The sequence below is a fragment of the Paenibacillus sp. FSL P2-0089 genome, from assembly GCF_038595095.1.
Lineage (GTDB): Bacteria > Bacillota > Bacilli > Paenibacillales > Paenibacillaceae > Paenibacillus_AQ > Paenibacillus_AQ silagei.
The window spans coordinates 2,912,881-2,938,464 of record NZ_CP152006.1; the positions used below are offsets into that span (position 1 = coordinate 2,912,881).

General features: G+C 53.2%; 22 protein-coding genes. 17 read left to right on the plus strand and 5 right to left on the minus strand.

What is annotated here, in order from left to right; genetic code table 11:
* Nucleotides 1-24 precede the first annotated feature (24 nt).
* Nucleotides 25-333, minus strand: coding sequence for a rhodanese-like domain-containing protein (locus tag NST69_RS11855; protein ID WP_342549395.1), 309 nt, complete (start codon nt 331-333; stop codon nt 25-27).
* 126 nt (nt 334-459) lie between these two features.
* Between NST69_RS11855 and aroA the strand changes: the two genes are divergently transcribed.
* The 8 genes from aroA (at nt 460) to NST69_RS11895 (ending at nt 9,986) form a co-directional block, all read left to right on the plus strand.
* Nucleotides 460-1,752 carry a 3-phosphoshikimate 1-carboxyvinyltransferase gene (gene aroA / locus NST69_RS11860; RefSeq protein WP_342549396.1) on the plus strand — a complete coding sequence of 431 codons (1,293 nt, stop codon included), beginning with the start codon at nt 460-462 and terminating at the stop codon, nt 1,750-1,752.
* A 53-nt stretch (nt 1,753-1,805) separates the two neighbouring features.
* Complete coding sequence (locus tag NST69_RS11865; protein ID WP_339313915.1) at nt 1,806-2,306, plus strand: GNAT family N-acetyltransferase; 501 nt, start codon at nt 1,806-1,808, stop codon at nt 2,304-2,306.
* A 161-nt stretch (nt 2,307-2,467) separates the two neighbouring features.
* The gene (locus NST69_RS11870) at nt 2,468-2,902 is read left to right on the plus strand and encodes a CoA-binding protein (RefSeq protein ID WP_209877653.1); all 435 of its coding nucleotides are present in this window, start codon (nt 2,468-2,470) and stop codon (nt 2,900-2,902) included.
* A gap of 223 nt (nt 2,903-3,125) precedes the next feature.
* A complete protein-coding gene (locus tag NST69_RS11875) occupies nt 3,126-3,797 on the plus strand; it encodes a hypothetical protein (protein ID WP_342549397.1) in 672 nt (223 codons plus the stop codon).
* Nucleotides 3,798-4,195: 398 nt separating this feature from the next.
* Entirely contained in the window at nt 4,196-6,082 is a 1,887-nt protein-coding gene (locus tag NST69_RS11880; protein ID WP_036729487.1) for a glucose PTS transporter subunit IIA, read from the plus strand.
* Nucleotides 6,079-7,845 carry a phosphoenolpyruvate--protein phosphotransferase gene (gene ptsP / locus NST69_RS11885; RefSeq protein ID WP_036729485.1) on the plus strand — a complete coding sequence of 589 codons (1,767 nt, stop codon included), beginning with the start codon at nt 6,079-6,081 and terminating at the stop codon, nt 7,843-7,845. Before NST69_RS11880 ends, ptsP begins: the two co-directional genes overlap by 4 nt.
* A gap of 211 nt (nt 7,846-8,056) precedes the next feature.
* Nucleotides 8,057-8,581 carry a sigma-70 family RNA polymerase sigma factor gene (locus tag NST69_RS11890; RefSeq protein ID WP_339255986.1) on the plus strand — a complete coding sequence of 175 codons (525 nt, stop codon included), beginning with the start codon at nt 8,057-8,059 and terminating at the stop codon, nt 8,579-8,581.
* Between the two features lies 1 nt (nt 8,582).
* A complete protein-coding gene (locus tag NST69_RS11895) occupies nt 8,583-9,986 on the plus strand; it encodes a DUF4179 domain-containing protein (protein ID WP_342549398.1) in 1,404 nt (467 codons plus the stop codon).
* A gap of 85 nt (nt 9,987-10,071) precedes the next feature.
* Here NST69_RS11895 and NST69_RS11900 read toward each other — a convergent pair whose 3' ends face one another.
* Nucleotides 10,072-10,596 carry a type 1 glutamine amidotransferase domain-containing protein gene (locus tag NST69_RS11900; RefSeq protein WP_036729480.1) on the minus strand — a complete coding sequence of 175 codons (525 nt, stop codon included), beginning with the start codon at nt 10,594-10,596 and terminating at the stop codon, nt 10,072-10,074.
* Between the two features lie 232 nt (nt 10,597-10,828).
* Here NST69_RS11900 and NST69_RS11905 point away from each other — a divergent pair, with 232 nt between their 5' ends.
* The 3 genes from NST69_RS11905 to NST69_RS11915 all read left to right on the plus strand — a co-directional run bounded on the left by NST69_RS11905 (nt 10,829) and on the right by NST69_RS11915 (nt 13,385).
* A complete protein-coding gene (locus NST69_RS11905; RefSeq protein WP_076074887.1) occupies nt 10,829-11,266 on the plus strand; it encodes a hypothetical protein in 438 nt (145 codons plus the stop codon).
* A gap of 318 nt (nt 11,267-11,584) precedes the next feature.
* A complete protein-coding gene (ccpA, locus tag NST69_RS11910; RefSeq protein WP_036695017.1) occupies nt 11,585-12,595 on the plus strand; it encodes a catabolite control protein A in 1,011 nt (336 codons plus the stop codon).
* Between the two features lie 94 nt (nt 12,596-12,689).
* On the plus strand, nt 12,690-13,385 hold the full coding sequence (locus NST69_RS11915) for a 5'-methylthioadenosine/adenosylhomocysteine nucleosidase (RefSeq protein WP_342549399.1): 696 nt from the start codon (nt 12,690-12,692) through the stop codon (nt 13,383-13,385).
* Between the two features lie 21 nt (nt 13,386-13,406).
* Here NST69_RS11915 and NST69_RS11920 read toward each other — a convergent pair whose 3' ends face one another.
* Nucleotides 13,407-14,039, minus strand: coding sequence for a GNAT family N-acetyltransferase (locus NST69_RS11920; protein WP_209877641.1), 633 nt, complete (start codon nt 14,037-14,039; stop codon nt 13,407-13,409).
* Between the two features lie 160 nt (nt 14,040-14,199).
* On the opposite strand from NST69_RS11920, the gene acsA reads away from it, so the two are divergent.
* On the plus strand, nt 14,200-15,924 hold the full coding sequence (gene acsA / locus NST69_RS11925; RefSeq protein WP_340953497.1) for an acetate--CoA ligase: 1,725 nt from the start codon (nt 14,200-14,202) through the stop codon (nt 15,922-15,924).
* A 78-nt stretch (nt 15,925-16,002) separates the two neighbouring features.
* Here acsA and NST69_RS11930 read toward each other — a convergent pair whose 3' ends face one another.
* Nucleotides 16,003-18,987, minus strand: a complete 2,985-nt coding sequence (locus tag NST69_RS11930; protein ID WP_342549400.1) for a transglycosylase domain-containing protein — start codon at nt 18,985-18,987, stop codon at nt 16,003-16,005.
* 324 nt (nt 18,988-19,311) lie between these two features.
* The gene (rpsD, locus tag NST69_RS11935) at nt 19,312-19,911 is read right to left on the minus strand and encodes a 30S ribosomal protein S4 (protein WP_036729464.1); all 600 of its coding nucleotides are present in this window, start codon (nt 19,909-19,911) and stop codon (nt 19,312-19,314) included.
* A 473-nt stretch (nt 19,912-20,384) separates the two neighbouring features.
* Between rpsD and NST69_RS11940 the strand changes: the two genes are divergently transcribed.
* From NST69_RS11940 to NST69_RS11960, 5 genes are all read left to right on the plus strand, one after another.
* Complete coding sequence (locus NST69_RS11940) at nt 20,385-22,391, plus strand: sensor domain-containing diguanylate cyclase (protein ID WP_342549401.1); 2,007 nt, start codon at nt 20,385-20,387, stop codon at nt 22,389-22,391.
* Nucleotides 22,392-22,523: 132 nt separating this feature from the next.
* Nucleotides 22,524-23,387 (plus strand): hypothetical protein, encoded by an 864-nt coding sequence (locus NST69_RS11945; RefSeq protein WP_342549402.1) that lies wholly within the window; start codon nt 22,524-22,526, stop codon nt 23,385-23,387.
* Nucleotides 23,388-23,484: 97 nt separating this feature from the next.
* Nucleotides 23,485-24,600 carry an aminopeptidase gene (locus tag NST69_RS11950; protein WP_036729456.1) on the plus strand — a complete coding sequence of 372 codons (1,116 nt, stop codon included), beginning with the start codon at nt 23,485-23,487 and terminating at the stop codon, nt 24,598-24,600.
* A 139-nt stretch (nt 24,601-24,739) separates the two neighbouring features.
* A complete protein-coding gene (locus tag NST69_RS11955; RefSeq protein WP_036695008.1) occupies nt 24,740-24,982 on the plus strand; it encodes an HPr family phosphocarrier protein in 243 nt (80 codons plus the stop codon).
* Nucleotides 24,983-25,163: 181 nt separating this feature from the next.
* Nucleotides 25,164-25,466: a YlaN family protein gene (locus NST69_RS11960; RefSeq protein WP_036695007.1), complete on the plus strand. Its 303-nt coding sequence runs from the start codon at nt 25,164-25,166 to the stop codon at nt 25,464-25,466.
* Nucleotides 25,467-25,584 lie beyond the last annotated feature (118 nt).

Consider the following 25,584-nt stretch of genomic DNA (forward strand, 5'->3'; position numbering starts at 1 on the left):
TTGGCGCTATGCATCAGGATGAAGTTATTCCGCGCTGGTATCATCCCACTCGATCATGCCGCCGCTCAGGTTAGAGCTTTGAATGCCGAATTGCTGCAGATATTCACAGACCCGCTGGCTGCGGTTGCCGGAACGGCAAATGAAGATGATCTCAGTGTCTGACGGAAGCTTGTCCGTCTGCTGCGGGATCTGGCCCATCGGGATATGCTGAGCACCGGGAATCATGCCGAAAGCAACCTCATCCTCTTCACGGACGTCGATCAGTACAAGTTCTTCGCCGGCAGCGAGCCGTTTACGCAGCTCCTGCGGTGTAATTTGCGGAATTTCATTCATGATAGTACCCTCTTTTCTGCCCGAATGGGAATGGATTCTCTTCACGCAATAATAACACAACTGCGGATTACCCTGTCAAACAGGCCCGTACATACAGACTATATATTATGAAGGAGCGCTTATACTATGGACGTTATTGTTAGGCCTACGCCGACGCTGCAAGGAGAATTCGGAGCCCTGTCCTCCAAAAACTACACCACGCGCTATCTGCTGGTAGCCGCTCTCTCTGAAGGAGTCAGCACGATCTACCATCCTGCCCACAGCGAGGACAGCGACGCGATCCGCAGATGTATCGCCGATCTCGGCGCAGTCCTGACCGAAGATGATGAGAAAATCATCGTGCAGGGGTTCGGCCGCCATCCCCGTGACGTAAAGGAGCTGAATGTCGGTAATGCCGGCGCTGTGCTGCGCTTCCTGATGGCGGTGGCTGCGCTTAGCCCGGAGGTTACTTTCGTGAATACGTATCCCGATTCTCTGGGCAAGCGGCCGCATGACGACCTGATCCTGGCACTTGGCCAGCTCGGTGTGGAAGTAGAGCATAATAACGGAAGACTGCCGATTACGATCCGCGGCGGCAAGCCGCAGGGCGGACGGATTACCGTCTCCGGTGCCGTCAGCTCGCAGTATCTCAGCGCACTTTTATTCCTGACCCCGCTGCTTGAAGAAGACAGTGAGATCATCGTGCTGGATGATCTGAAATCCAAGGTGGTCATCGGGCAGACGCTGGAGGTGCTGGAGCAGGCAGGGATTATCGTACATGCGGCGGACGATTATATGTCCTTCAAGGTGCCTGGACGCCAGAGCTATGCTGCCAAGACCTATACGGTGCAAGGCGATTATCCGGGATCAGCCGCAGTGCTTGCGGCCGCAGCGGTGACTAAGTCGGATGTGACCATTCACCGGTTGGCGGAGAGAAGCAAGCAGGGGGAGCGGGCCATTGTTGATGTGCTGCGGATGATGGAGGTGCCGCTCACCCATGAGAACGGAACAGTGCATGTGCAGGGGAACGGGGTCCTGAAGGCGGTGGAATTCGACGGCGATGCGGCAACTGATGCGGTGCTGGCTATGGTAGCGGCGGCGGTTTTTGCCGAAGGGACCTCGCGCTTCTATAACGTCGAGAACCTGCGCTATAAGGAATGCGACCGCATCACGGATTATCTGGCAGAGCTGACCCGGGCCGGTGCGAAGGTTGAGGAACGCCGGGACGAGATCATTGTGCATGGTACACCGGAAGGCGTGGAAGGCGGCGTAACGATTAATGCCCACTATGACCACCGTGTGATTATGGCCCTTACTGTAGTAGGGCTGCGGGCACGCCAGCCACTGCTCATTAAGGATGCCCATCATGTGGCGAAGTCTTATCCGCAGTATTTCGATCATCTGCGCTTGCTGGGTGCGGATGTGGAATGGGTGAATTGAGCATTTTAGGTTCTTTATGCATTACACCTCTTGCCCCGGAAGATATTCCTTCTGTGTCGAATCTATTCAAGGTGACGATCGCCGATGCCTTCGAACAGGAAGGATTGGGTCACCTGCAGGCGGACATCCGGGAGGAGATTGCAGCCAAGATAAGGATGGCTAATGCTTCGTTGAATCCGCTGGAGACGGATGTGTATTTCTGGGTTGCCAGAGCCAATGGAACGATCGTCGGCACCGTTTCTTACGCGCCTTGCGGAGAGGACATACGGAACTGCACTGATAACCGGCTGTCCGCTGTGGGTGAGCTGGGAAGTCTGTATGTGCTGCCTGGGAATCAAGGCAAGGGTGTGGGCTCGGCGTTAATTGATGAGGTCATGGGATTTTTCAGAAAGCGGGGAATTTCCGAATTCTGCCTCGACAGCGGATATAAGCGGGCCCAGGACAGATGGCTGCGGAAATTCGGAACGCCCTATGCAGCAGTGCAGGATTACTGGGGACCGGGTTCCGTTCATATGGTATGGCTATGCAGCGTGGGGGACCCAGAGGATTCGTAGGCACAGAGATGAATGGACAGGTTACGCAAGCTGATGAGAATTTGGAACTTCTGGCGCAGCGCTGTATGATGTAGTTGTTGCTGAAAATGATAAAACTGTGACTTAAGCGGCAGTAATGCTGCGGAGGGCATGGAAGAAATCAGACGGAAGGGGAATAAGACATGAGCTTTGAGAACCCAAGCAGGGAAGAAATCGGCGAGATTCTGGCTGCGGCAGGCAATATCGCTGTTGTTGGCCTATCCGACAAAACAGACCGTACCTCATATATGGTTGCAGGCGCTATGCAGAGCCGGGGCTACCGGATCATTCCGGTCAATCCGTTAGTAGACGGGGAAATCCTGGGCGAGAAATGCTACCATACGCTGGCGGAGATTCCGGAGCCGGTGGATATTGTGAATGTGTTCCGCCGCAGCGAATACTGCGCAGCTGTAGCTCAGGAGGCGGCCGATATCGGCGCGCGTGTGCTCTGGCTGCAGCAGGGGATCATCAGCCAGGAGGCGGCGGACATTGCCGCTGCAAATCATATGATCGCAATCATGGACCGCTGCATCAAGGTGGAGGAAGCGATCACGATGAAGGGCCGGAGCCGGGGGTAAGACGAATCGTATGCATGATCAGGTACACAGATGCCGGATATACTTGTAGTTCAGAGCTATCCAGATTGAATTTTGCCAAACGTACCTCAGACCTGGTTGCTGCATTCTCGATTAGTTTTCACTAATAAGTATTGCTATACTTGACACAGACGAAGAACGTCCTTTACTCCATTTTAAATGGGGAAAGGGCGTTTTTTGTATTTTCAGGGAGGGGGAAGTAGATATGGAATTTGAGCAGGCACACAGCAACTTTATGGAGGCACATATGATTGTAAGAACGGGTGAACGGCGGGGGAGGCTGCTGCGCGGACATAACTATGCGGAGAAGCTATTTCTGCAGAATGTATGGTGGCCGCTATTCGAGTCACTGGAGCAGCTGCACCCGGAATATGAGGTGTATGACTGGAACCGGAAATCGCAGTTTCTGGATTTTGCCTTTCTGCCGCAGAACGGGACCCGCTTCGGGATTGAGTGTGACGGCTATCAGAGCCATATCAAGGATATGGACCGGGAGAAGTTCAACTATGCGCTTAACCGGGACACCTTCCTGACCGGGATGGGCTGGAAGATGCTGCACTTCTCGTTCGACGACATCCAGCAGCGTCCCGAAGTGTGCCGGATGCTGCTGCAGCTGGCGCTGGCGCCTTATTTGGCGCGGAGTTCGTCCAGCAGGGAGCAACTATTGTCAAAAGAAATGGATGTGCTACGGCTGGCATGGCGGATTTCTAGACCGCTTCGGCCTAAAGACTTAATTGAATCTTTACACATTAATTACCGGACAGCACACAAGCTGCTGGTGGCGTTGAGTGATAAGGGTTTCATCAAACCAGTCTCTTCAAAAGAACGGATACGGTATTACGAGGTGAATTCCATGCGGCTAGATCAAATATGGTGAAGGAGGAGCTCAAGATGTAACATGTAATCTATGCGATAATCGGCTTAAGTGTAGTTCGTACAACTAAAATGCGCTGGATAAGGTGTTTATTGGGTTTAATCGCACTTCGTACAACTAAAAATACGCATTATTGCGATTAGAGTTAAATTGTCCAAAAATAGTTGCACAGAGTGCAGTTAAAGTAAAATAGAAGGTCGTATTGCCAAATATAGTTGTACAAACTACACTTATCCAGTCACAGGAGTCACAGGAGTCACAGGAGTCACAGGAGTCACAGGAGTCACAGGAGTCACAGGAGTCACAGGAGTCGCAGGAGTAGTCCTTTTCACGCCAGATTCTTTTGACAAAAACTGCTGTAACGCTTACCATTCAATATAGAAAGAAAGGAGAGGGTCGCCTTGAATTGGCTCGGATCTTTGCAGCAGTTGGGCAGAGCCATTATGCTTCCTACCATGGTGCTTCCGGCGGCAGCGATTCTGCTGAGTCTGGGCAGCTTACCGTGGTCTGCATGGGGACTTTCTTCGGTATCCGAAGTGACGACGTACGCGGGGCAAGGAATATTCTATTTCATGCCTTATTTGTTTGCTGTCGGTGTGGCGTGGGGGTTGTCCAATCAGGCCGGACCGGCCGGACTGGCCGCACTCGCAGGGATGTTCACTTATGACCGGATTGTGTCCAACATGGGAGACGGGGCTGTACAGCCTGCAACATTAATTGGGATTATCCTGGGGATTGTAGCCGGTGTAGCGCATAACCGGTTTAAGAATATCAAGCTGCCGGAGGCGATCCAGTTTTTTGGCGGGTCGCGTTTTGTTTTGCTGTTCATGGGCTTATTCTCGGCGCTGTTCGCCTGGGTCATGCTCGGAGTGTCTCCGCTACTACAGGAGTTGCTTAATGAGCTGTTCAGGGTAGTGCAGGTGACCGGCGGCTATGGAGTGTTCGTCTACGGGGTGCTGTACAGGGTGCTGACGGCCTTTGGCCTGCACCATATTCTGAATAATGTGTTCTGGTTCCAATTGGGCTCCTTTACGACGCCTGACGGCAGTGCAGTCGTACAGGGGGATTTGCCGCGCTTTTTTGCCGGTGATCCTACAGCGGGTGTGTTCATGGCCGGACTGTTCCCGATTATGATGTTCGCCCTGCCCGCAATTGCCTTTGCAATCATTCAGGAAGCGCGCGAGGACCTCAAGCCCAAGATCAAGAAGACTTTTTTGCGTGCAGCTTTAGTGTGCTTTTTGACCGGTGTGTCGGAGCAGATTGAATTTGCCTTCCTGTTCGCGTCGCCGTATTTGTTTGCGCTGCATGTGGTTATGTCCGGGCTTGCGATGGTGCTGACCTACTCGCTCGGGATTCATCACGGCTTCTCCTATTCAGCGGGGACCATCGACTTCTTCCTCAACATGCATCTGTCCCAGCGGGCCTGGCTGCTGATTCCAATCGGGATCGGCTATGGCATTGTGTATTACAACGTGTTCCGCTGGGCGATCCGCCGGTTTCAGATTCCTACCCCTGGCCGTGAGGAAGGCTCTGAGCTGGGCGACTGGGCGGGCAATATCCCGTATCAGGCTCCGCTGATTCTGGAGGCGCTGGGCGGCAAGGAGAATATTGTGCAGGTTCAGGCCTGCATCACCCGGCTGAGATTAACGGTGCATAATGACCGCTTCATAGATACAGGGGCGCTTAAGGGGCTGGGCTCCGCAGGCATTATCAAGCTGGGCGGCGGCAATGTGCAGGTCGTCTTCGGGACGTATTCGGAGCTGATTCGCGAAGAGATCGACAAGCTGATGCTGCGCGATCTGCCGCAGGTGCTGTTCAGTGCACCGATCCAGGGGCGGATGATGCCGATTGAAGAGGTGCCGGATCATATTTTTGCCGCGAAGCTGGTGGGGGATGGAGTGGCCTTTGTCCCGGAAAAAGGAGAGCTGGTCTCGCCTGTATTCGGCAAGGTGATGCACGTATACCCTACGATGCACGCAGTGGGCATTGCTACGCCCGAAGGGCTGGAGGTGCTCATGCATATCGGGATCGACACTTCGCAGCTTAAAGGGCCGTTTGAGGCGCTTGTACAGGAAGGGGACAGCGTGGAGCCGGGGCAGCTGCTAGTCAAGTTTGATCTGGCCTTCTTGAAGGAGCATGCCGCGTCGCTGGCGACACCGATGGTGATTACCAACCCGGACCGGGTCAAATCCTGGAGCTACGCGCCATTCAAAAACGTGAAAAAGGGGCAGTCTTCCGTCATGTCCGTGGTACTACATGAAAGCAATGTTGGAGGGATCGAAGCATGATACAAGGCGTAGGCGCCGCAGCAGGTGTTGCCATTGGGAAGGCCTTTGTCTTGCCGAACTGGGAATGGAGTCTGCCGGACACTCAGGTGAATCCGGTGGATCTGGCTAAGGAGTTCGAACGGTTGTACGAAGGCATTCGGACCTCCAAGGACGAAATCGAGTTTATCAAAAAAGAATTCCGCGAGGTCGTCGGACCGGAGGAATCGAGCATTTTCGATGCCCATCTGGCGATCCTGGATGATCCGGTGTTCATGAGCGAAATCCGCGGCATTATCGAACGCCAATACAAGGCAGCCGAGGTGGCAGTCAAGGAAGCGATCGACCACTTCGTGGCGATGTTCGATTTGCTCGACGATGAATATATGAAAGAACGTGCAGTGGATATCAAGGATGTCGGCAACCGCCTGCTGAAGCATCTCCTGGGTGCGCCGGAGGTCACTCTGCCGTCAGATACCCAGCCGTACATTCTGGTAGCGAAGGAGCTGTCCCCCTCACAGCTGGCGCATTTGAATCCGGCGTATGTGCTGGGCATCGTGACGATGATGGGCGGCAAAACCTCGCATTCCTCCATCATGGCCCGTGCGCTCGGCATTCCGCTGGTGGCAGGCCTGGAGAACAAGATCCTGACTCCTATCCAGACAGGGGACATGCTGGTGCTCGATGGGGAGACCGGGGCGGTTATGATTCATCCAGATGAATCCACACTGCTGGACTTCAACACCAGACGTGCGAAGCAGCAGCGGAAGCGGGAGCAATTGGAGCTGCTTGCAACCGTCGAAGCCGTGACGAAGGACGGTGTGTCTCTGCGGCTGGCCGGCAATATCAGTTCCGTGAAGGAGCTGAACATGGCACTGAAATACGGGGCCGAGGGAGTGGGACTGTTCCGTACAGAGTTTCTGTACATGGACCGTAGTACTTTTCCGACAGAGGATGAACAGTTCGAAGTCTATAAGCTGGTTGCGGAAAAAGTCGGCAAGGAGACCGTAGTCATCCGTACACTTGATATCGGGGGAGACAAGCATCTGGATTACTTCCAGCTGCCGGAGGAGCAGAACCCGTTCCTCGGCTACCGGGCCATCCGGATCAGCCTGGACCGCAAGGACATGTTCAAAACCCAGATTACAGCCATTCTGCGGGCCAGTCATTACGGCAATGTCCGGATGATGTTCCCGATGATCTCTTCTGTCGAAGAGGTGCAGGCGGCCAAAGCAGTGTTGAACGAGGTAAAGAGCGAGCTCGACAGCCGGGGTGTACCGTATAACCGCGACATGAAGGTAGGTATAATGATCGAGGTTCCGGCCGCAGTGATGATTGCCGACCTGCTGGCGGAGGAAGTGGACTTCTTCAGTATCGGCACGAATGATCTGGTACAGTATGTACTGGCTGTGGACCGGATGAATGAGCAGATTGCCCATATGTATCATCCGTACCATCCGGGAGTGCTGCGTATGATCCGCATGACGGTGGATGCGGCACGCAGCGTAGGCATCGATGTCAGTGTATGCGGTGAGATGGCCGCAGATGAGCGCTCACTGCCGCTCTGGCTGGAACTGGGGATCCATGTGCTGAGCATGTCACCGCAAGCCTTGCTGAAGGTGAAGCACCGCACACTGAACACACTGGCTTCTGAAGCCAGGGAGATTGCGAAGGTCTGCTTCCGCAACCGCACCAGCTCTGAGACGGAGGAGCAGCTTACTGCTTTTGCCTCACGGAGCGGATTCCCGCTGGGCGCCGGCGGTGATTCCAAAGAGAAGACATCATAGCCGGGTAACGGCTGAACGTTATCGGGTTTTCAAGGACAAGCAGCAAGAATATCTAAATAAAGTCCGGGTGAGGGTCAAGGGGGCCACACACCGGACTTTTTGTTTTGAGATCTGAGGGAACAGGCCTGCCATGCAAAAAAGTAAAACCGTTTGGGCTGCGGGACAGTCAGTATATACAGAAGTCAAAAAAGAAAGGGGAGACTAAGCCTGGATGGAGCATACGTGGGAAGGCGAGCAGGTGCGCCACTTGAATGAACAGGAGCAGCTGTTTATCAACCGGGTACTGGAGCAGAAGAAAATACTCTACAGTATTGCGTACAGCTACTTGCGCAGCGAGGCGGAGGCACTCGAGATGGTTCAGGAAACTACATACCGGGCCTGGGTTAAGCGCGGGAGCCTGAAGGATGAGGACCGGTTCGCACCCTGGCTGACCCGGATTCTGATCAACTGCTGCAAGGACGAACTGAAACGGAGGAAGCGGCTGGCTGCTCCTGTGCCGGAACAGGCAAGCGCTGGACTGCAGGAGATGACCAGTGACCGTAAGCTGGATATGGAGCAGGCCCTGGAAGCGGTAAAGCCCAAATATCGTCAGGTGCTTGTACTGAAGTACTACCGGGATATGACGCTGACAGAAATTGCCGAGGTGCTGGGCAAGCCTGAAGGAACGGTCAAGACCTGGCTGAACAAGGGACTTAAGCAGTTGCGAGACAAAATGAGAATCAAAGGGGGATTATAGCATGGTCAATACAGAAGAAGAGCTGTTGAAGGAGTACTACCACAGTCTGTCGGCAGAAGCGGAGGAAATCCCGGAAATGCGGCTGAATACGGCAATCCGCAACGGCATAACGCGTTCCCGGAGAAGCTCTATGTCACTAAGTAAGCGTTATGCTCTGGCTACAGCGGCGGCAGTACTTGGGATTGTGCTGTTGTTCTCTTTTCCCCGGGTGGGTGAGGTGTTGAAGACCCAGGGAGCCGCTCCGGATCAGGCAGCAATATTTCAGAGCTACGGACCCTTTGAAAAGTATATTCCAGCAGTAAGACATTCCACTGTATCTTCGGCAATCGAGGCTGGCCTTGTACAGCGCGTCACTGGTGTTACCGCGGAGCAGAACGGATTTGTCCTGACTGTAGATGGAATTGCTGTGGATCAGAAGGGGATCATCATTTTATATTCATTGCAGAATAAGACTAAAGAGAATGCCAAAGTTGAACTTATGCAGCTTACATCAGCAGCTTTAAATCCTTTGAATACTTCCAGGGGACCGGGGAGTTCAATTTCCCCAAATCGTATAACCTACGGTTATGAAGTAAGGCAGTGGGAGAGTGACGAAGGCGCTCTTCCGGATCAAATTACGTTTGAGCTGGAGCTTGGTAAGTACAAACAGTTCACCCCAGCTTCAGCAGACAGCCTTCAAGCTAAACTGTCTGTAGCCATTCCGCTGGACCGGGAGCAGCTCGCCAAGGCAGGAGAAACCATACATGTAGACAAAACACTGGAAATAGACGGTCAGAAAATTAAAATCAACGAGGTCTATCTGGCCGCCTCCGGCATTTATCTGGACTATACCTGCGACCCGCTGAACTCCAAACAGATATTCTCCATGTACAAACCGCGTTTCTTAGCGGGCGGCAGCGGCGACTATACGGATCTGGATTTACGCGCCGCCAGCTTTACGGACAGTGGAGGCAGACTGATATTTGCCAACGACAGGAGCTCGATACAATCGCTCCAGCTGCAAATCAATGGAATTCTGGCGCTGGATAAGCAGGCAACCCAATTAATTATTGATACGGATAAGCAACAAATTATTAAGGCTCCAGATCACAATCTGCAAATGTCCATTCACAACACGGAGAAGGGCTCCACGATGGTGCTGGAATATGATTCTCAAGCACAGAGTAACAGTATCTACAATGACCTTATGCTGGGGCAAACATTTACCGATGGAGCAGGTACAGTTCATTCAGCAGATAAATTTGATATCGATATTCCGCAGCGCACTGAGCCGGAGAATGCGAAGTCCATCCCTCACATGTACTACCGGGGTCTGGGCAGCAATAAATACCCGCAGCCGCTGACGTTCACTATTGAGGCGTATCCTGCCCTGATCAAAGAGAAGCTGTCTGTCCCTATCCGCTAATCTCCTTTAAAAGCGGCAACAAGCCCTGAACCCTGTCAGACGACAGGGCAGGGCTTGTTGTTTATAACAGATCTCATGTTGCCTGCTACTCACCGGCCAGAGCATCGCAGAACGCTTTGCCGTAAGGCGGCAGATCCGGCGGGCGGCGGGCGGAGATGATGTGTCCGTCCTGGACGAGCGGCTCGTCCTTCCAGATGGCTCCGGCGTTCTCCATATCGTCACGGATGCCCGGCGTGGAGGTGACCGTTACACCTTCGAGAATTTTGGCGGAGATTAAGACCCATCCGGCATGGCAGATCTGGCCAATCGGCTTCTTGGCAGTATTGAAATCCTGCACCAGCTTCAGCACTGCGCTGTACCGGCGGATTTTGTCGGGTGCCCAGCCTCCGGGAACGAGGATGCCGTCATAATCGGCAGCCTTCAGCTCGTCCCAGCTGTATTCAGCCGTGGCGGGTACACCATATTTGCCTACATACGTCTTGCCCTTCTCAAGGCCTGCCAGATGTACCTCGGCCCCTTCCTCACGCACGCGGTATACGGGATACCACAGCTCAAGGTCTTCAAATTCATCGTCCACCAGCGCAATGACTTTTTTACCAGACAGTCTCATTCTGTACAGCTCCCTTCGGCTTAACTTCCTGATATCTATGTCATTCTATCAAAAGAGAGAGTTGAAGTCACTTTTCGGTATGGAAATTCCTACGACAATTGCCAATTAAAACATGATATGCAAACTTGCAGGGATTCAGGGGGATGAAGTCGAATACTAGAGAGGGAAAAGGCAAAGCTATGCGTTTTTAAAAGATCATTCTGAGGTGTGGGAGATGTATAAGGAACAATTAATGAAGAAGTCTTGTGGCTGCGGCGGGATCATGACCATACATATGCACACGCTGATTTATAGTGCGAAGATCAAAATTACTAATGTCCCTGTATATACCTGCGGGCAATGCGCCCGTTATGAGCCCTTGCCGGTTATTAAGCGTGACCTGGGCCTGCTGATCCGGGAGCTTGGAGAGCGCCCTGCGGGCAAGCTGCATCTATCCTTTGCGGACCGTAATGAGTGGGCCAGTGTGCTGAAGGATACCTTTGCTGCGGGCTTGTTTGCCGGCGGCTTGCCGGAATTGGAGGAGGCTATCCGCAAGGCTATGCAGAGCCGGATTGATCTGCTGCTGGATGTATACCGCACGGCGGCGGATTTGTCCGACAAGAAGTGGATGGAAGAGATCGGCCTGCGGCTCTCCCAGTTGACGGCTCATTCGGCAGAAAGTGCCAAATAAAGAGCATTTTTTGACATTTTGAAAAAAAGTCTGCAAAAACAATGAAAAACTTTCAACGAATGTTGGATTTTTCACGCGCTTTTTGATACGATAGAGAAAGCATACAGAATTCTTGAAATTTTAAGGGCTTTCCACTGGAAGCTATTGGAGGATCAGGAATTGGCGGAAGGCGTCAAAGCCGCGCCAGGACTGGCGTTTCAACCTTTGAAAGAAATTTTGAAAGGAAAATGAAGCGTTATCATTGCACAATTGTACAAAGTGTCGTATCATAATTTTAATTAGTCGAACGATAAAATTTATCGCAATGGAGAGAGTAATTTGACGGTAACCATTTACGATGTAGCTCGAGAAGCAGGCGTATCTATGGCTACGGTATCACGGGTTGTGAATAATAACCCCAACGTGAAACCGCAGACCCGGAAGAAGGTTTTTGAAGCGATTGAGCGTTTGGGCTATCGTCCGAATGCGGTGGCGAGAGGTCTCGCCAGCAAGAAAACGACAACCGTAGGGGTTGTTATCCCTGATATCTCAAACTCGATTTTTGCGGAAATTGCACGCGGGATTGAAGATATTGCCAATATGTATCACTACAACATTATTCTCTGTAACGCTGACAAGCGTAAAGAGAAGGAGATTCGTGTCATTAACACACTGCTCGAGAAGCAGGTGGACGGGCTGCTGTTCATGGGCGGAACCGTTACGGAAGAGCATATTCAGGCGTTCCAGACGTCTGCTGTGCCTATCGTGCTCTGTGCGACCCGCGATGAGAAGGGAACGTATCCTTCCGTGGATATCGACCATGAGACGGCTGCATTTGATGCAGTGAATACGCTGATCCGCCACGGACACCGCGAGATCGCAATGATCAGCGGTACGCTGCAGGACCCTGCGAACGGCTATGCCCGGTTCCACGGCTACAAGAAGGCGCTGGAGGCGGCAGGTATCGAGTATCAGGAGGATCTGGTACGCATCGGTAACTATCGTTACGAATCCGGTGTCGAAGCCATGAAGTACTTCCTGGGTCTGAAGAAGAAGCCGACAGCTATCTTTGCTGCTACCGATGAGATGGCGATTGGCGCCATTCACAGTATTCAGGACGAAGGCCTTAAGGTGCCGGATGACTTCTCGATTATCAGTGTAGACAACATCCGGATGGCTTCAATGGTTCGTCCGCTCCTCACTACTGTAGCACAGCCGATGTATGATCTCGGTGCTGTAGCGATGAGACTGCTGACGAAGCTGATGAAGAAGGAGACGGTTGAGAATCCGCGGGTTATTTTGCCGCATGAGACCATTCTTCGTCTGTCTGTCAACCATGTCAACAAATAAGTTTAGTACGTTTAGCTCGTGAACATAGGTTTCTTAAGAAGCTCCTTCGGGAGCTTTTTATGTTTGTGGACACAAAGTTCGAGGGGGATATGAAATGAGCGGAGTTTTGGGTCTGATTGGGGCAATGGATGAAGAAATCAAGCTGCTGCTGGAAGAGATGGAGAATCGGCAGACCACGGTGAAGGCCGGAATTACCTTTTATGCAGGGACAGTGTTCGGGAAGGCAGCTGTAGTCTGCAAATCAGGGGTAGGGAAGGTGAACGCCGCAGTAACCACACAGATTCTGCTGGACAGCTTCGGCGTGGAGCAGGTGCTGTTCACTGGTGTGGCCGGGGCGCTGCACCCTGAGCTGAACATCGGGGATATTGTTATTTCGTCCTCCTGCATTCAGCATGATATGGATGCTACAGCGCTCGGCTATGCCAGAGGAGTGATTCCGTATCAGGAGATCTCCGTCTTCCAGGCAGATGCGCTGCTGGTGAAGTTAGCAGAAGAGGCCTGTCAAGAGCTGAAGCAGAAGTCTGTAACAGGCATTGTGCTGTCCGGGGATCAATTCATTGCCAGCAGGGCGTCCGTAGCTATGCTGCGTGAGCAGATGGACGGGGCCTGTGCAGAGATGGAGGGTGCGGCGGTCGCCCAAGTCTGCCATATGAACGGGATCCCTTTTGTAATCGTACGTTCAATGTCGGACAAAGCCGACGGCTCAGCCCATGTGAATTACAGTGAGTTCACCGTAACGGCCTCGCAGCATTCCCATGCCATTCTGGAGCATATGCTTAAGGCTATGTAACCTGCAGGCAGGCCGCCTGAATTAATACATAAACCGCTGTCTGAAGCGCACCCGGTCGAAGGTCTCGCGGGAGGACAGCGGCACATCCTGGCCCATGCGGACCATGAGGCAATTCGCCGGATGCGAGCAGATCTCCGGGTCATCGGTGGCATACCACACCATATCTACCGTCTTCATCAGCTTCTCCATCATCTGGCGGTACTCCCATACATTAAGACCGCTCCCCTTGAGGTCCCAGTGCCAATAATATTCGGTTGTGAATACGATGCAGTTCTCCAGTTGTCCCTTTTCAAAAGCGCTTGAAACCAGCAGCTTCGCAAGCCCGCTTCCGCGATACTCGTCAGCCACTTCGATGGCTCCCAGCTCAATCAGATCCTCCATCCCGCCCTGAGACCATAACTCCAGTTCATCCGGATAATGAAAAGTAACATAGCCCACGATAACGTCTGAGACCACTGCTGCTACGATGCGTCCTTCGGGCAAGCCAGATATCTCGATCAAGGCTTCAAGCTGCTCCTGCGGCTTACGGAAGGCGTCCAGATCGCGGTGCATGCTTAAGGTCTGGAGCGTTTCGGGAGATAAGGGTCCACGGACAGAAATCAGCCGGCCTTGATGCTCTATGGTATGGGATACAGGGATTTTATGGTGCTCCATGCTTGGGCTCCCTTCCAGTTCACTATAATATGGAATGTAACCGCTTCCTGTGATATACTGATTCCGACACGGAATATTCACATTTAGAGCATTGACGGAATTAATAGAATTAGAGGGTACCCTTAAAGCTTAAAGCAAACCAGTAGGGGAGGCAAGAGTAATGGGGCAAGTTCAAGGCGAAATTTTACCGGGCCGGGTGCAGCATTCGAATATGGAGGATTATTCCCGGGCAGTTGATGAATTCCGGTGGGAGGATGTCGAGCGCAGCTTCTCCTGGCATGGGACCGGTAAGGTGAATATGGCACATGAAGCTATAGACCGTCATGTCGAAGAGGGGCGGGGGGCTGCTACGGCACTGATCTACAGCGATGCGGTGCGCGAGGAGCGGTACACCTTCGCTGACTTGCGGGAACGCTCGAATAAGTTCGGTAATGTACTGCGCAAATACGAAATCGGAAAAGGCGACCGGGTGTTCATCTTCATGCCGCGTACTCCTGAGCTGTATTTCAGCCTGCTTGGCATTCTGAAGACGGGAGCAGTGGCGGGTCCGCTGTTCGAGGCATTCATGGAGACGGCGGTCAAGGACCGTCTGGAGGACAGCGGAGCGGTGGCGCTGGTGACCACGCCGGAGCTGCTGCACCGGGTGAAGCGGGAGCAGCTCCCAGGACTCCGCCATATCTTTGTAGTCGGAGCCTCTGCTGATGAGGATGCGGGGTTGCTGAGCTATGAAGCGGAAATGGCTGATGCCTCCGCCGAGCTGGAACCGGAATGGCTGAGCCTGGAGGATGGTCTGATTATGCATTATACCTCCGGCTCCACCGGGAAGCCCAAAGGCATCTACCATGTGCAGAGAGCCATGATCCAGCACTATTATACAGGCAAGGTAGTTCTGGACCTGCGGCCGGATGATGTGTACTGGTGCACGGCTGATCCGGGTTGGGTGACCGGAACCTCTTACGGAATTTTTGCTCCCTGGCTGAATGGAGTAGCCAATGTAGTCCGGGGAGGCCGCTTCAGTCCGCTGGATTGGTATAAGACGATCGAGCGCTTCGGGGTGACGGTATGGTACAGTGCGCCCACGGCTTTCCGGATGCTGATGGGGGCTGGCAAGGAGACGCTGGAGGGGATCGATCTCAGCAGTCTGCGTCATGTGCTGTCTGTCGGCGAGCCGCTGAACCCGGAGGTCGTGCGCTGGGGCGATAAAATCTATCAGCAGCGGATTCATGATACATGGTGGATGACCGAGACGGGAGCGCAGCTCATCTGTAACTACCCGGGAATGGACATCAAGCCCGGCTCCATGGGACGGCCGCTGCCGGGGATTGAAGCAGCTATCCTTGATGACCGCGGCAACGTACTGCCGCCGTATTCCATGGGTAACCTGGCCATCCGCACTCCCTGGCCGTCTATGATGGCCAAAGTGTGGAATAACCAGGCTAAATACGATGAATACTTCCGGATTCCCGGATGGTATATCTCTGGGGACTCGGCGTACATGGATGAAGACGGTTATTTCTGGTTTCAGGGCCGGATTGATGATGTGATCAATTCCTCCGGGGAGCGGATCGGACCCTTTGAGGTCGAGAGCAAGCTGGTGGAGCATCCGGCTGTCGCGGAGGCAGGGGTAATCGGCAAGCCGGATGTCATGCGCGGAGAGATCATCAAGGCCTTCATCTCGCTGCGGGATGGATACAGTCCAACTGCTGAGCTGAAGGAAGAGATCGCGGCATTTGTCAAAGCGGGCTTGTCTGCCCATGCTGCACCGCGTGAAATCGAGTTCAAGGATAAGCTGCCCAAGACCCGGTCCGGTAAAATTATGCGCCGTGTACTGAAGGCCTGGGAGCTGCATCTTCCGGCAGGCGATCTGTCTACCATCGAAGACTAGGCAGAATTTAAAAAAGCCCGTTCCCCTTATCCCGGGGAACGGGCTTTTGAAGCTTTTACTGAAGTCTGCCTGATGAGCTTAACGTCCGGAGTTGCCTGGTGCGTTAGTAGCGGTACTGCCTCCGGCATTCCCGCCCGTATTCCCGTTGGCATTGCCTGCAGGCTTCCCGCCGGTATTCCCAGCGGCATTCCCGCCGCCAGCATTGGTACCGCCTAATGGAGTAGAAGTATCCACAGCAGGCGGCTGAACAATGATCATGCCAGGGTCTTCCGTACTGTCCGGGATGATTCCGGCGTCCGGTGTCGGCTCAGCGTCCGGCGTCTGTTCCGGAGTTGGTGTCGGCTCAGGTGTAGGCTTAATGCCGCCAGCCACACTGCCGGAAGCAGTCTCATGTCCGGCTACGTCCACGGCAGCCACATAGAAGGTAGCATTAGCACCTGCCGGAGTACCCGGCCTGAAGACGGTGCTCTCTCCAGCCGCGAGAACGGCCTGCTTCTGGAAAGATCCGCCGTTCAGGGAACGGTAGAGGCGGTAGCCGACAACATCCGGCGAACCGCTTGGAGTGAAGGTAACTACAGCCTTGCCTGTGCTGTAGGAGACCATGACTTCACCGGGAGCGCTTGGCCCGTTGCCGTCATCGACCCGCGGATCGACCTCGGTCGGATAGTCGGTTTTGGCATCCTGCGGCATGTAGTACGATAGCGACTCATGCGATTTCATCGCCGGGAAGGCGGCCAGCAGCTCTTTGACCAGCTCCTGAATCGGCTTCTCGCGCTTGACTACGATCTTCTCCTTCAAGAAATCCTCAGGAGTTCCTTCCAGGGGGATGTAGTTCACCCCGTTATAAGTGATGTATTTGGCATTGGAGATTCCGTCATCGCTCTCCTTAGGAACAAATTTCGCGTTGAACAGATCCGTTGTGAATCTATCCGTCAGCTTGGAAGGCTTCTTGCCGCTGTATGCCGAGACTGTTGCCTTGACGATGCCTTCCGGCTGGGCGAATTCCTTCGTGGTGAACAGCTCGGGACGCTTGTCAATCACTGTATTCATTACCTTGGTCCATAGGGTCTGCGCCTGACGCTTCTGCGTATCCCCCTGAAGGGTATTGACCTGCTCTTTGTAGCCCACCCAAATTCCAAGGGTGACATCCGGGGAATAGCCCATGAACCAGACATCCCCGTAGTTCTGGGTGGAGCCGGTTTTGCCGACAATTGGAACTTCCTTGAAATGCTTGTAGTTCCTCTTCACTGTAGTTGCTGTTCCGTCAGTAATTACGGTACGCAGCATATCCGTCATCAGATAAGCGGTCTGCTTGGAGAAGACTTGTTCCGGGTTGACTTTATGCTGGTAGACGATTTTGCCCTGACTGTCCACGATCTTCTCGATCATATAAGCATCATTGAAGGCACCGCCGTTACCGATGGAGGAATAAGCATTAGTCAGCTCTTCCACGGATACCCCGTAACGCAGCCCCCCGATAACCCCGGTCTGAGCGCTATAGTCATTGTCCTGGATGGTGGTAATCCCCAGCTTCTTGGAGAAGGCCCAGGCCTTCTCAATTCCCACCTTGTCGTTGAACAGCTTCAAGGCGGGAAGGTTCAGGGATTTGTTCAGGGCATACCGGGCGGTAACCAGACCCTGATAACGGTTGTTGGCATTCTTAGGAATGTGGTAGCCTTTGCCTCCGTCCTTCATGACAATCGGCGCATCATCCAGAATGCCGGCAGGCTGAATGAGTCCTGCATCCAGTGCAGGCAGGTACGCTGCAATCGGCTTCATGGTAGAGCCGGGCTGGCGGATCATCTGGGTGGCATAGTTCATCTGCTCGATGTTGAAATCGCGCCCTTCGATCATGCCGAGAATCGCGCCGGTCTTATTGTTGATCATCATGCCGGCTGTCTGTTCCTTGCCTCTAGCCTTGCTGTCCTTGGTGAAATTGCTGCTGTCATCCGAGACACTGTGCATCGCACTGTACACTTTCTTGTCTATGGTGGTGTACACCCGGTAGCCGCCGGTCATCAGCTGCTGGCGGGCTTCCTCCAGAAGCTGGGCGGAATCGTTAGCAGTGGCTGCCTTGTCTGCCGTGCACTGGTTCAGCTTCAGCAGGATCTCGGACGCTTTGCGTTCGGTCTCCATCATGAGATAAGGGAAGGTGGCATAGGCCTTCTTCGTATGCGGTGCAAGAGAGCTCTTGATGTCGAAGAGCAGCGCCTCGTCGTATTGGGAAGTGGTAATCTTGTTCTCCTCCAGCATCCGCCGTAAGACCAGCTTCTGGCGGTCCATCGCCCGGCCGAAGGCCGTCTCGTTGAATTCGCCTACGCCGTTGAACGCAGAATACTTGGAAGGGAGCTGCGGCAAGCCGGCGAGATACGCCGCCTGGGCCACATTCAGCTTCTCCAGATCATCCAGGCCGAAGATGCCTTTGGCGGCGGCCTTGATACCAAATACATTATAGCCGTTGGAACCGTTCCCGAAAGGAACCTTATTTAAATAAGCCGTTAAAATCTCCTGCTTGGACAAGAAACGTTCCAGCCGCAGGGAGAGCAGGATTTCCTTCACCTTGCGGTCTTCCGTGCGGTCCAGGTTCAGGAACACGCGCCGTGCAAGCTGCTGGGTCAGGGTACTGCCCCCGGTCTGAACGGATTCATTCAGTACCTTTTGCTTGACGGCCCGCAGGGTGCCGCTGAAATCCACCCCTTTATGATTGTAGAAATTATTGTCCTCTATAGCGAGAACGGCATCAATCACAAGCTGCGGAATATCGTTGAATTCAATAAGTCTGCGGTCTTCTTCTGTGCGGAGCTGGCCGATCGGCTGTCCGTCACTGAAATAGGCAAAGCCGGTAATGGCGTTCAGCCCAACCTGCTGCTGGATTAGTTCTTCGGGCCGGACCGGGTCGTCCTTCACTATTGAAGTGACGTAGCCGGCTACAGCGCCGCCGGCGAACAGGCAGCCGAGTATACCGAGTATGAACATCCACTTCACAACTGAACCGAACCTGCGGAGCCAGGATCTGCGCGGTGGACGCTGTTTTGCGGTCTTCTTTTTCTTCTCCTCAACCATCGACGATAATCCTCCTTTTAACGGAACTATTATAGCACAATTTGGCGATTTTGAATGCGCTTCTGCCGGAGAGGATTTTTAAAATAACCCCACAAAGTGGGGACTTCTGCTTAAATATAAGACTTTATATGTTGCACACGATAAATTATCCTTCTATTTCTCGTTGAAACGGTACCGTCCTCTAAAAAGACGGCCAAGCCGTTTCCACTTGCGATGATGACCCAAAAACTTTGCGGGGGCCCAAAAACATATACATTCTTATCATAAAAAAAGCTCCCGGATAGAAATCCGGGAGCTTTGATCAGATTCCGCTCTAAGCGAATCTTAACGGTTGTAGAACTCGACGATTTGCTTCTCATCGATATCCTGGGACAGCTCAGCACGTTCTGGCAAACGGATGTATTTGCCTTCGAACGATCCGTCAGCATATTCCAGGTAAGCCGGAAGGTGGTTACGGTTCTCGAGAGCTTCCTTTATCGAAGTCATAGCGCGGCTTCTTTCGCGGAGTCCGATAACGTCGCCAATGCTTACACGGTAAGAAGCGATGTCGACTTTTTTGCCGTTAACGGTTACGTGGCCGTGGGATACCAACTGACGTGCGCCTGCACGGGAGTTAGCGAATCCAAGACGGTAAACCAGGTTGTCCAGGCGGCTTTCGAGCAGGAACATGAAGTTTTCGCCCGCAATACCCTGGAGCTTTTGTGCCTTAGTGAAAAGAGTTTTAAACTGCTTTTCGCCCAGGCCGTACATGTGACGCAGTTTTTGTTTTTCCAAAAGCTGCATTCCGTAGTTACTTACTTTTCTGCGTTGGTTAGCGCCGTGCTGTCCTGGTGGGAAAGGGCGTTTCAGGTCTTTGCCTGTACCGCTAAGGGAAATGCCCAGACGACGGCTGAGTTTGAATTTAGGTCCGGTGTAACGTGCCATATTATAGTAGACTCCTTTTAATGAAAAAATTTATTGTAGGGCCTATTTGCGCCGCAATTCGTATCCGTGAAAGCGTTAAATGGTTTCACACTGCCGAGGGAAGTTCAGCCGCTGCCCTGGCAGTAACGAAATGCGTAGAGGGTGACACAACGTTACGCCCAATAAGACTTGTTACAGTCTTGTTCAACAATAAATATTATATGAAAATGACAGTCAAAGTCAAGCGCAACTTAAAAGAGTTTTTGTCTATGTTTGTCGTTAGTTCTTTGGTCCTAAAAAAAATCCCGGTTTTGCGGAAAATATAATGCAATACCTCAAGAAAGGGAGTAAAATATAACTAATTGGATGTTATCGGAAAACTGTGATTTCAAATATCCTGACTATATTTACGCTGGATTGGTAATGTCTCTACTATAGAATCAGGGGGCGTACTCCGGTCTGGCCTGATTTAAGATGCAAAGGAGGTCCTCTTTATGTCAGAGCAGGAGGCATACGGCCATAAGGATCGGGACAGCCGTATGCTGTTACAGGACATGAGGCAATCCGGCGGAGAAGATGTAGATCCCGCCGCCTGGCTGAAGGAGACGGATATCGTATCTCACGATTTCCCCTACGCCGCCAGCTTGATTGCCGAGAGCTTTAGGGAATGGCAAGGACAGGGAGTCCCCTCCTTCGCGAAGGCCTGGAGCTGGTGTGTGCTGAATTATGAAGGTGATTGGATTGAACCCGGCTCTGAATTCCGGCAGGGGCGCTGGAGAGCAGAGTGGGAAGAAGCGGCGGGAATCTGCCTGCAGACAGGAGGGATGTATGCCGCCGAGGTTCTGGAGGAAGGACAAGCCTATACCCTTCTGGCTTTGCCGGTATTTACGCGCGGGCACCGGGAAATCTTTGCCGTGCTTGGCTGCAGAATGCCTGCTGAGCAGTACGAGTCGGGCGGGAAGCATACGGCTGAAGCGATGTCGATGCATTTCCAGACCTGCTTTTATCACCGGTTTGAGCATGTGTTTGTCTCGGATCTTGCGGGAATTCATCTGCATGCCGAGCGTGAGGGCAGCCGCCGTTCGCTGCTTTTTCAGATTGTCCAGCGTATGCATGACAACATTGATGTAGATGCCGTGCTGACGGAGGTCATTGACAGTATCGCTGCGATGTATCCGGGGGCGCGGCTTGATTTGTTCATGTCCCAGGACCACCGCAGCACGCATCCTCAGGTCAAGCCGCTTCCGCTGACATGGGCAGGCAATGATGTCTGTGACCGGGCCTTCAAGGATGGGCGGGTCACGCTTCATGCCGGGCGTGATGAGAACGGGACGGTTGAGGTAGCGCTTCCGCTCGGCGGCAAGCAGGGGGTATACGGTGTGTTTCATATGATTATGGACAAAGCGTCCTTCCATGAGCTGGATCTTAGCTTCCTGACCATGGTCGCGGATACCGCCGGTACAGCCTTTGAGAATGCGAAGCTGTATGAACGCTCCAACCAGCTGATCAGGGAGCTGCGCATGAGCAATGAGCTTACCCAGCGGCTGAATCAGAGCCTCAGGCTCGGCGATATTTTCCAGTTTGCTTTTGAAGAGCTGCTGGCAATGTTCGAGGCGGATTATTGCTGTATCCTCCATAAGAATGAAGAACGCGGCGGGCTTGAGGTAATCGCCTGCAATTATCTGCCGCTGCTGGGTGAAATATTGGATGGCAGTCAGGGACTCGGCGGTAAGGTTTACGCTACGGGAGAGCCGCTGCTGCTGTCCGATTACAAGTATGCTGCGGGGCAGACCTCGACGCTGATGGATGCTACCGGCTCACAGTCGCTGATCGCTACTCCGCTGAATGTGGGGGGAGAAGTGCGTGGAGCCATTATGCTGGCGCATAAGCAGGCGCACTTCTTCTCCTATGACAGCTACCGGCTGCTGCAGGCGATGGCCGGCCATATCGGGCTGGCTGTCGGAAATGCGAGGCTTCATGCCGAGGTGCACCGCCTGGCGAACCGGGATACGCTGACCGGACTTTTTGCCCGCCACTATCTGGATGAAGAGATTAAGCAGCGGCAGTCGAGTGATTTTTGCGGAACCCTGATCGTGGTGGACATTGACCAGTTCAAGATGGTGAACGACACCTATGGACATCAGAAGGGGGACAAAATTCTGAAGCAGGTCAGCGACATCGTGAAGACCTCGATCCGCCAGGGGGATGTTGCCGCCAGATGGGGCGGGGAAGAGCTTGCAGTCTATCTGCCTCAGCTTGGGGTGCAGCAGGCCGTATTCGTAGGGGAGCGTATCCGCAAGCGTGTGATGGGAGAGACAGAGCCGCGTGTGACCGTGTCCTGCGGAGTCGCCGAGTGGAGCTGGACCGATGACCGGGTCAGTGTCGAATCTCTCTTTTACCGGGCGGATATGGCGCTCTACGAAGCCAAGAACAACGGGCGCAACCAGGTAGTGATCGATAACAAAACCGTAGAGAATAATTCGAAGAATCCTTGGGCTTAGGCCTTAAGGATTTTTTTGTGCAAAAGCCCTGCTTTGTGAGGGGGCGTCATCCGGCGTATAAGCCCGGCATTCAGGGAGACCCTAGGTAGAATACAGGTACACTCTACTTTCTTGCGGAAAGGGCTTGATGCCATGATGAACTTACGATGCGTCCGCACGGGAACACTTGCCCTGCTGATGCTCTCCAGCCTTGCATTCAGCGGGTGCGCGGGTGTGAAGGACAAACCGGCTGCGGAGGATTTGAATCTGGTAATGGCGGGGATGGATGGCACTGACGGGGTGTCCTTTGAAGGTGCGGCTGCCCTGCTGATCGACGGGAAAACGATCCCGGAATCCTCGCTCTACTATGGGGGAAAGGTAGCAGATCATAACCGGGTCAGCCTCTATTCGCTCCTGCCGGACGGCGGACATCCCGCTTCTGCGGCGGAGTCCGGTCCGCGTTCTCTGGAGCAGGGCTCGGGAGATGCGCCCGTCTACTATACCCGGATGGTGAAGGAGGACGGGAAATGGACGATGAAGCAGGCCTCTCCGGCCCTGGGCGGCAGTAATCCCCTGGAGGCGCTGAATCCGCTGCGTCAGCTGGAGGAGCTGGAGAAGATGGGCAAGAAGGTGACGGAGGAAGCGGGCAGCGCCAGAGGGACACGGGTCCTGCGGATTGAATTAACGGCAGAGGAGGCGCGCAGACAGCTCTCGGCAGAGCTTGCGCAGAAGATGCAGGCAATCAAGCCGGCTGCCAGAATAGGCGCTGCTGCGCCTGCTGACACTCAGGCTAAGGCACTTGCGGCTAAGACCGCACTGTGGGAACAGAAGCAGACAGAGCTGCAGCAGAGGCTGAACCAGGCGGATATCCGCACGGTATATTATCTTAAGGTTGACCCGAAGCGGAATCTGCCCACCCGGCTGACCTCGAACCGCACCCTAACCTACCCCGGCAAGGCCGGTGCGACCACGGAAGAAGCCTACATTACGCAGGTGGATTTCTATGGTTATCAGTGAGCGGTTCCCTTCCCGCAGATGGCTTGCGCTCTATGACAGGCGTGCTACAATATAACGGTATGTTTATTTTCAGCAAGAGGAAGGAAGAGAGAGACAGATGAATGATCCCCGGATTCAAAAGCTTGCGGCGAACCTTGTAGGTTACTCCGTAAACGTACAGCCCGGCGAGAATGTGCTCGTCGAAATGATCGGCAGTGAACGAGATTTGATCAAAGCCGTTGTGGAGGAAGTGGGGAAGGCCGGAGGCCGTGCATTTGTGCAGCTGACCGACCGCACTGTTCTGCGCAGTATGCTCAAATATGCAACACCTGAAGGCATCAAGACCTGGGCGGAGATCGACCTGAACCGGATGAAGCAGATGGACTGCTATATCGGCATCCGTGCAGGTGAGAATGTCAATGATCTGTCCGATGTGCCGGAAGAGAACATGAAGCTCTACAACTCCCTGTATTCCCACCCGGTACATAGCGAGCAGCGTGTCAAGCACACCAAATGGGTGGTGCTGCGTTATCCTAACGCCAGTATGGCTCAGCTCGCCAACACGAGCACTGAGGCCTTCGAGGATTTTTACTTCGCAGTCTGCAACCTGGATTATGCCAAAATGGATAAAGCCCAGGATTCGCTGGCTGAGCTTATGCGCAGAACCGACAAGGTGCGTATCGCAGGTCCCGGAACAGACCTTACATTCTCCATCAAGGGAATCGGGGCGGAGAAATGCTCCGGCCAGAAAAATATCCCGGACGGAGAAGTGTACAGCGCGCCTGTCCGCGATTCCGTGAATGGAACGATCAGCTATAATGCCGCATCGATCTATAACGGGGTGACCTTCGAGAATGTGAAGTTTACGTTCGAGAACGGCCGGATCGTAGAGGCTTCCAGCAATGATACCGCGCGGTTGAATGAAATTCTGGATTCCGACGACGGGGCGCGCCATATCGGTGAGTTCGCCATCGGCTTCAACCCTTATATTCTGCATCCGATGAAGGATATTCTGTTCGATGAGAAAATTGCCGGCAGTCTGCACTTCACACCGGGCCAGGCGTATGATGTGACGGACAACGGCAACCGTTCGTCCATTCACTGGGACCTCGTGCTGATTCAGCGTCCTGATTACGGCGGCGGCGAAATTTACTTCGACGATGTGCTGATCCGTAAGGACGGAATTTTTGTGGTGCCGGAGCTGGAAGGTCTGAATCCGGAGAACCTGAAATAAAATGGTACAAAAGCCGGATTCCAAAAGCACGTAAAGGCCGGTTTCCAAGAAACACCTTGCGTGAGTAAGCGGATTCAATGTATCATGGAATTGGTAACAAGTGAACATAAGTATATAATCAAGTTGCGGAGGGATTCCTATGTCCAACAATGCGGCAATCGTGGATATTGCACAGACAGCAAGCCAATTTAATTCATCTATCGTTCTTCAAGCGGACAACAAGTACATTGATGTGAAGAGCATCCTGGGCTTGTTCACCACCCTGGTATCCAGCCAAAGCTATGAGCTGCATGTACATGGCACAGATGCCGAGGAAGCCAAGAAAGCCATGAGTGAAGTTTTCGCCAAACACAATTTGAATTTTACAGTAGTAGCAGAGTAATTCCAGTTTCTTCTCAGACGTCCGGCCTTGCGGCTGGGCGTCTTTGCTGTGGAACCAGGTGATTTTGCAGGAACTTCAGGAATAACCCAAACTGCAATCTTGTATTAGGTCCTAATTTCGACTAATATTAAGAATAATAAGCAATCGCTGCTGTAACTTTTGGACATGGGGGGGAAAATGCATGACTTCATCGGATTTGCAGGAACAGCTCAATATCAAAGCAATCAATCTTCTTCAAGAAGATGCCGATAAAATTCAGAAGCTCATTGAAGTACAGATGGAGAATTTGGCAACCCGTTACTGCCCTCTCTATGAGGAAGTGCTGGATACCCAGATGTACGGCTTCTCCAGAGAGGTCGATTTTGCGGTCAGAGCGGGGCTGGTACCGGAGCTTACCGGCAAGCAGGTGCTGAGCAAGCTGGAACGTAATTTGGCTGTACTATACGAGGCACTGAACAAGAAGGCTGAGGAACGGGAGATGTAAGTCCCGGTCATCAAGTGGAAACGGCTTTGCCGTCCTTGTTAAAGGACGGTACCGTTTAATTCTTATATTTTCAACAAAACGCACATGAAAGACCCGGGGGTCGATCATGTGCGTTTTT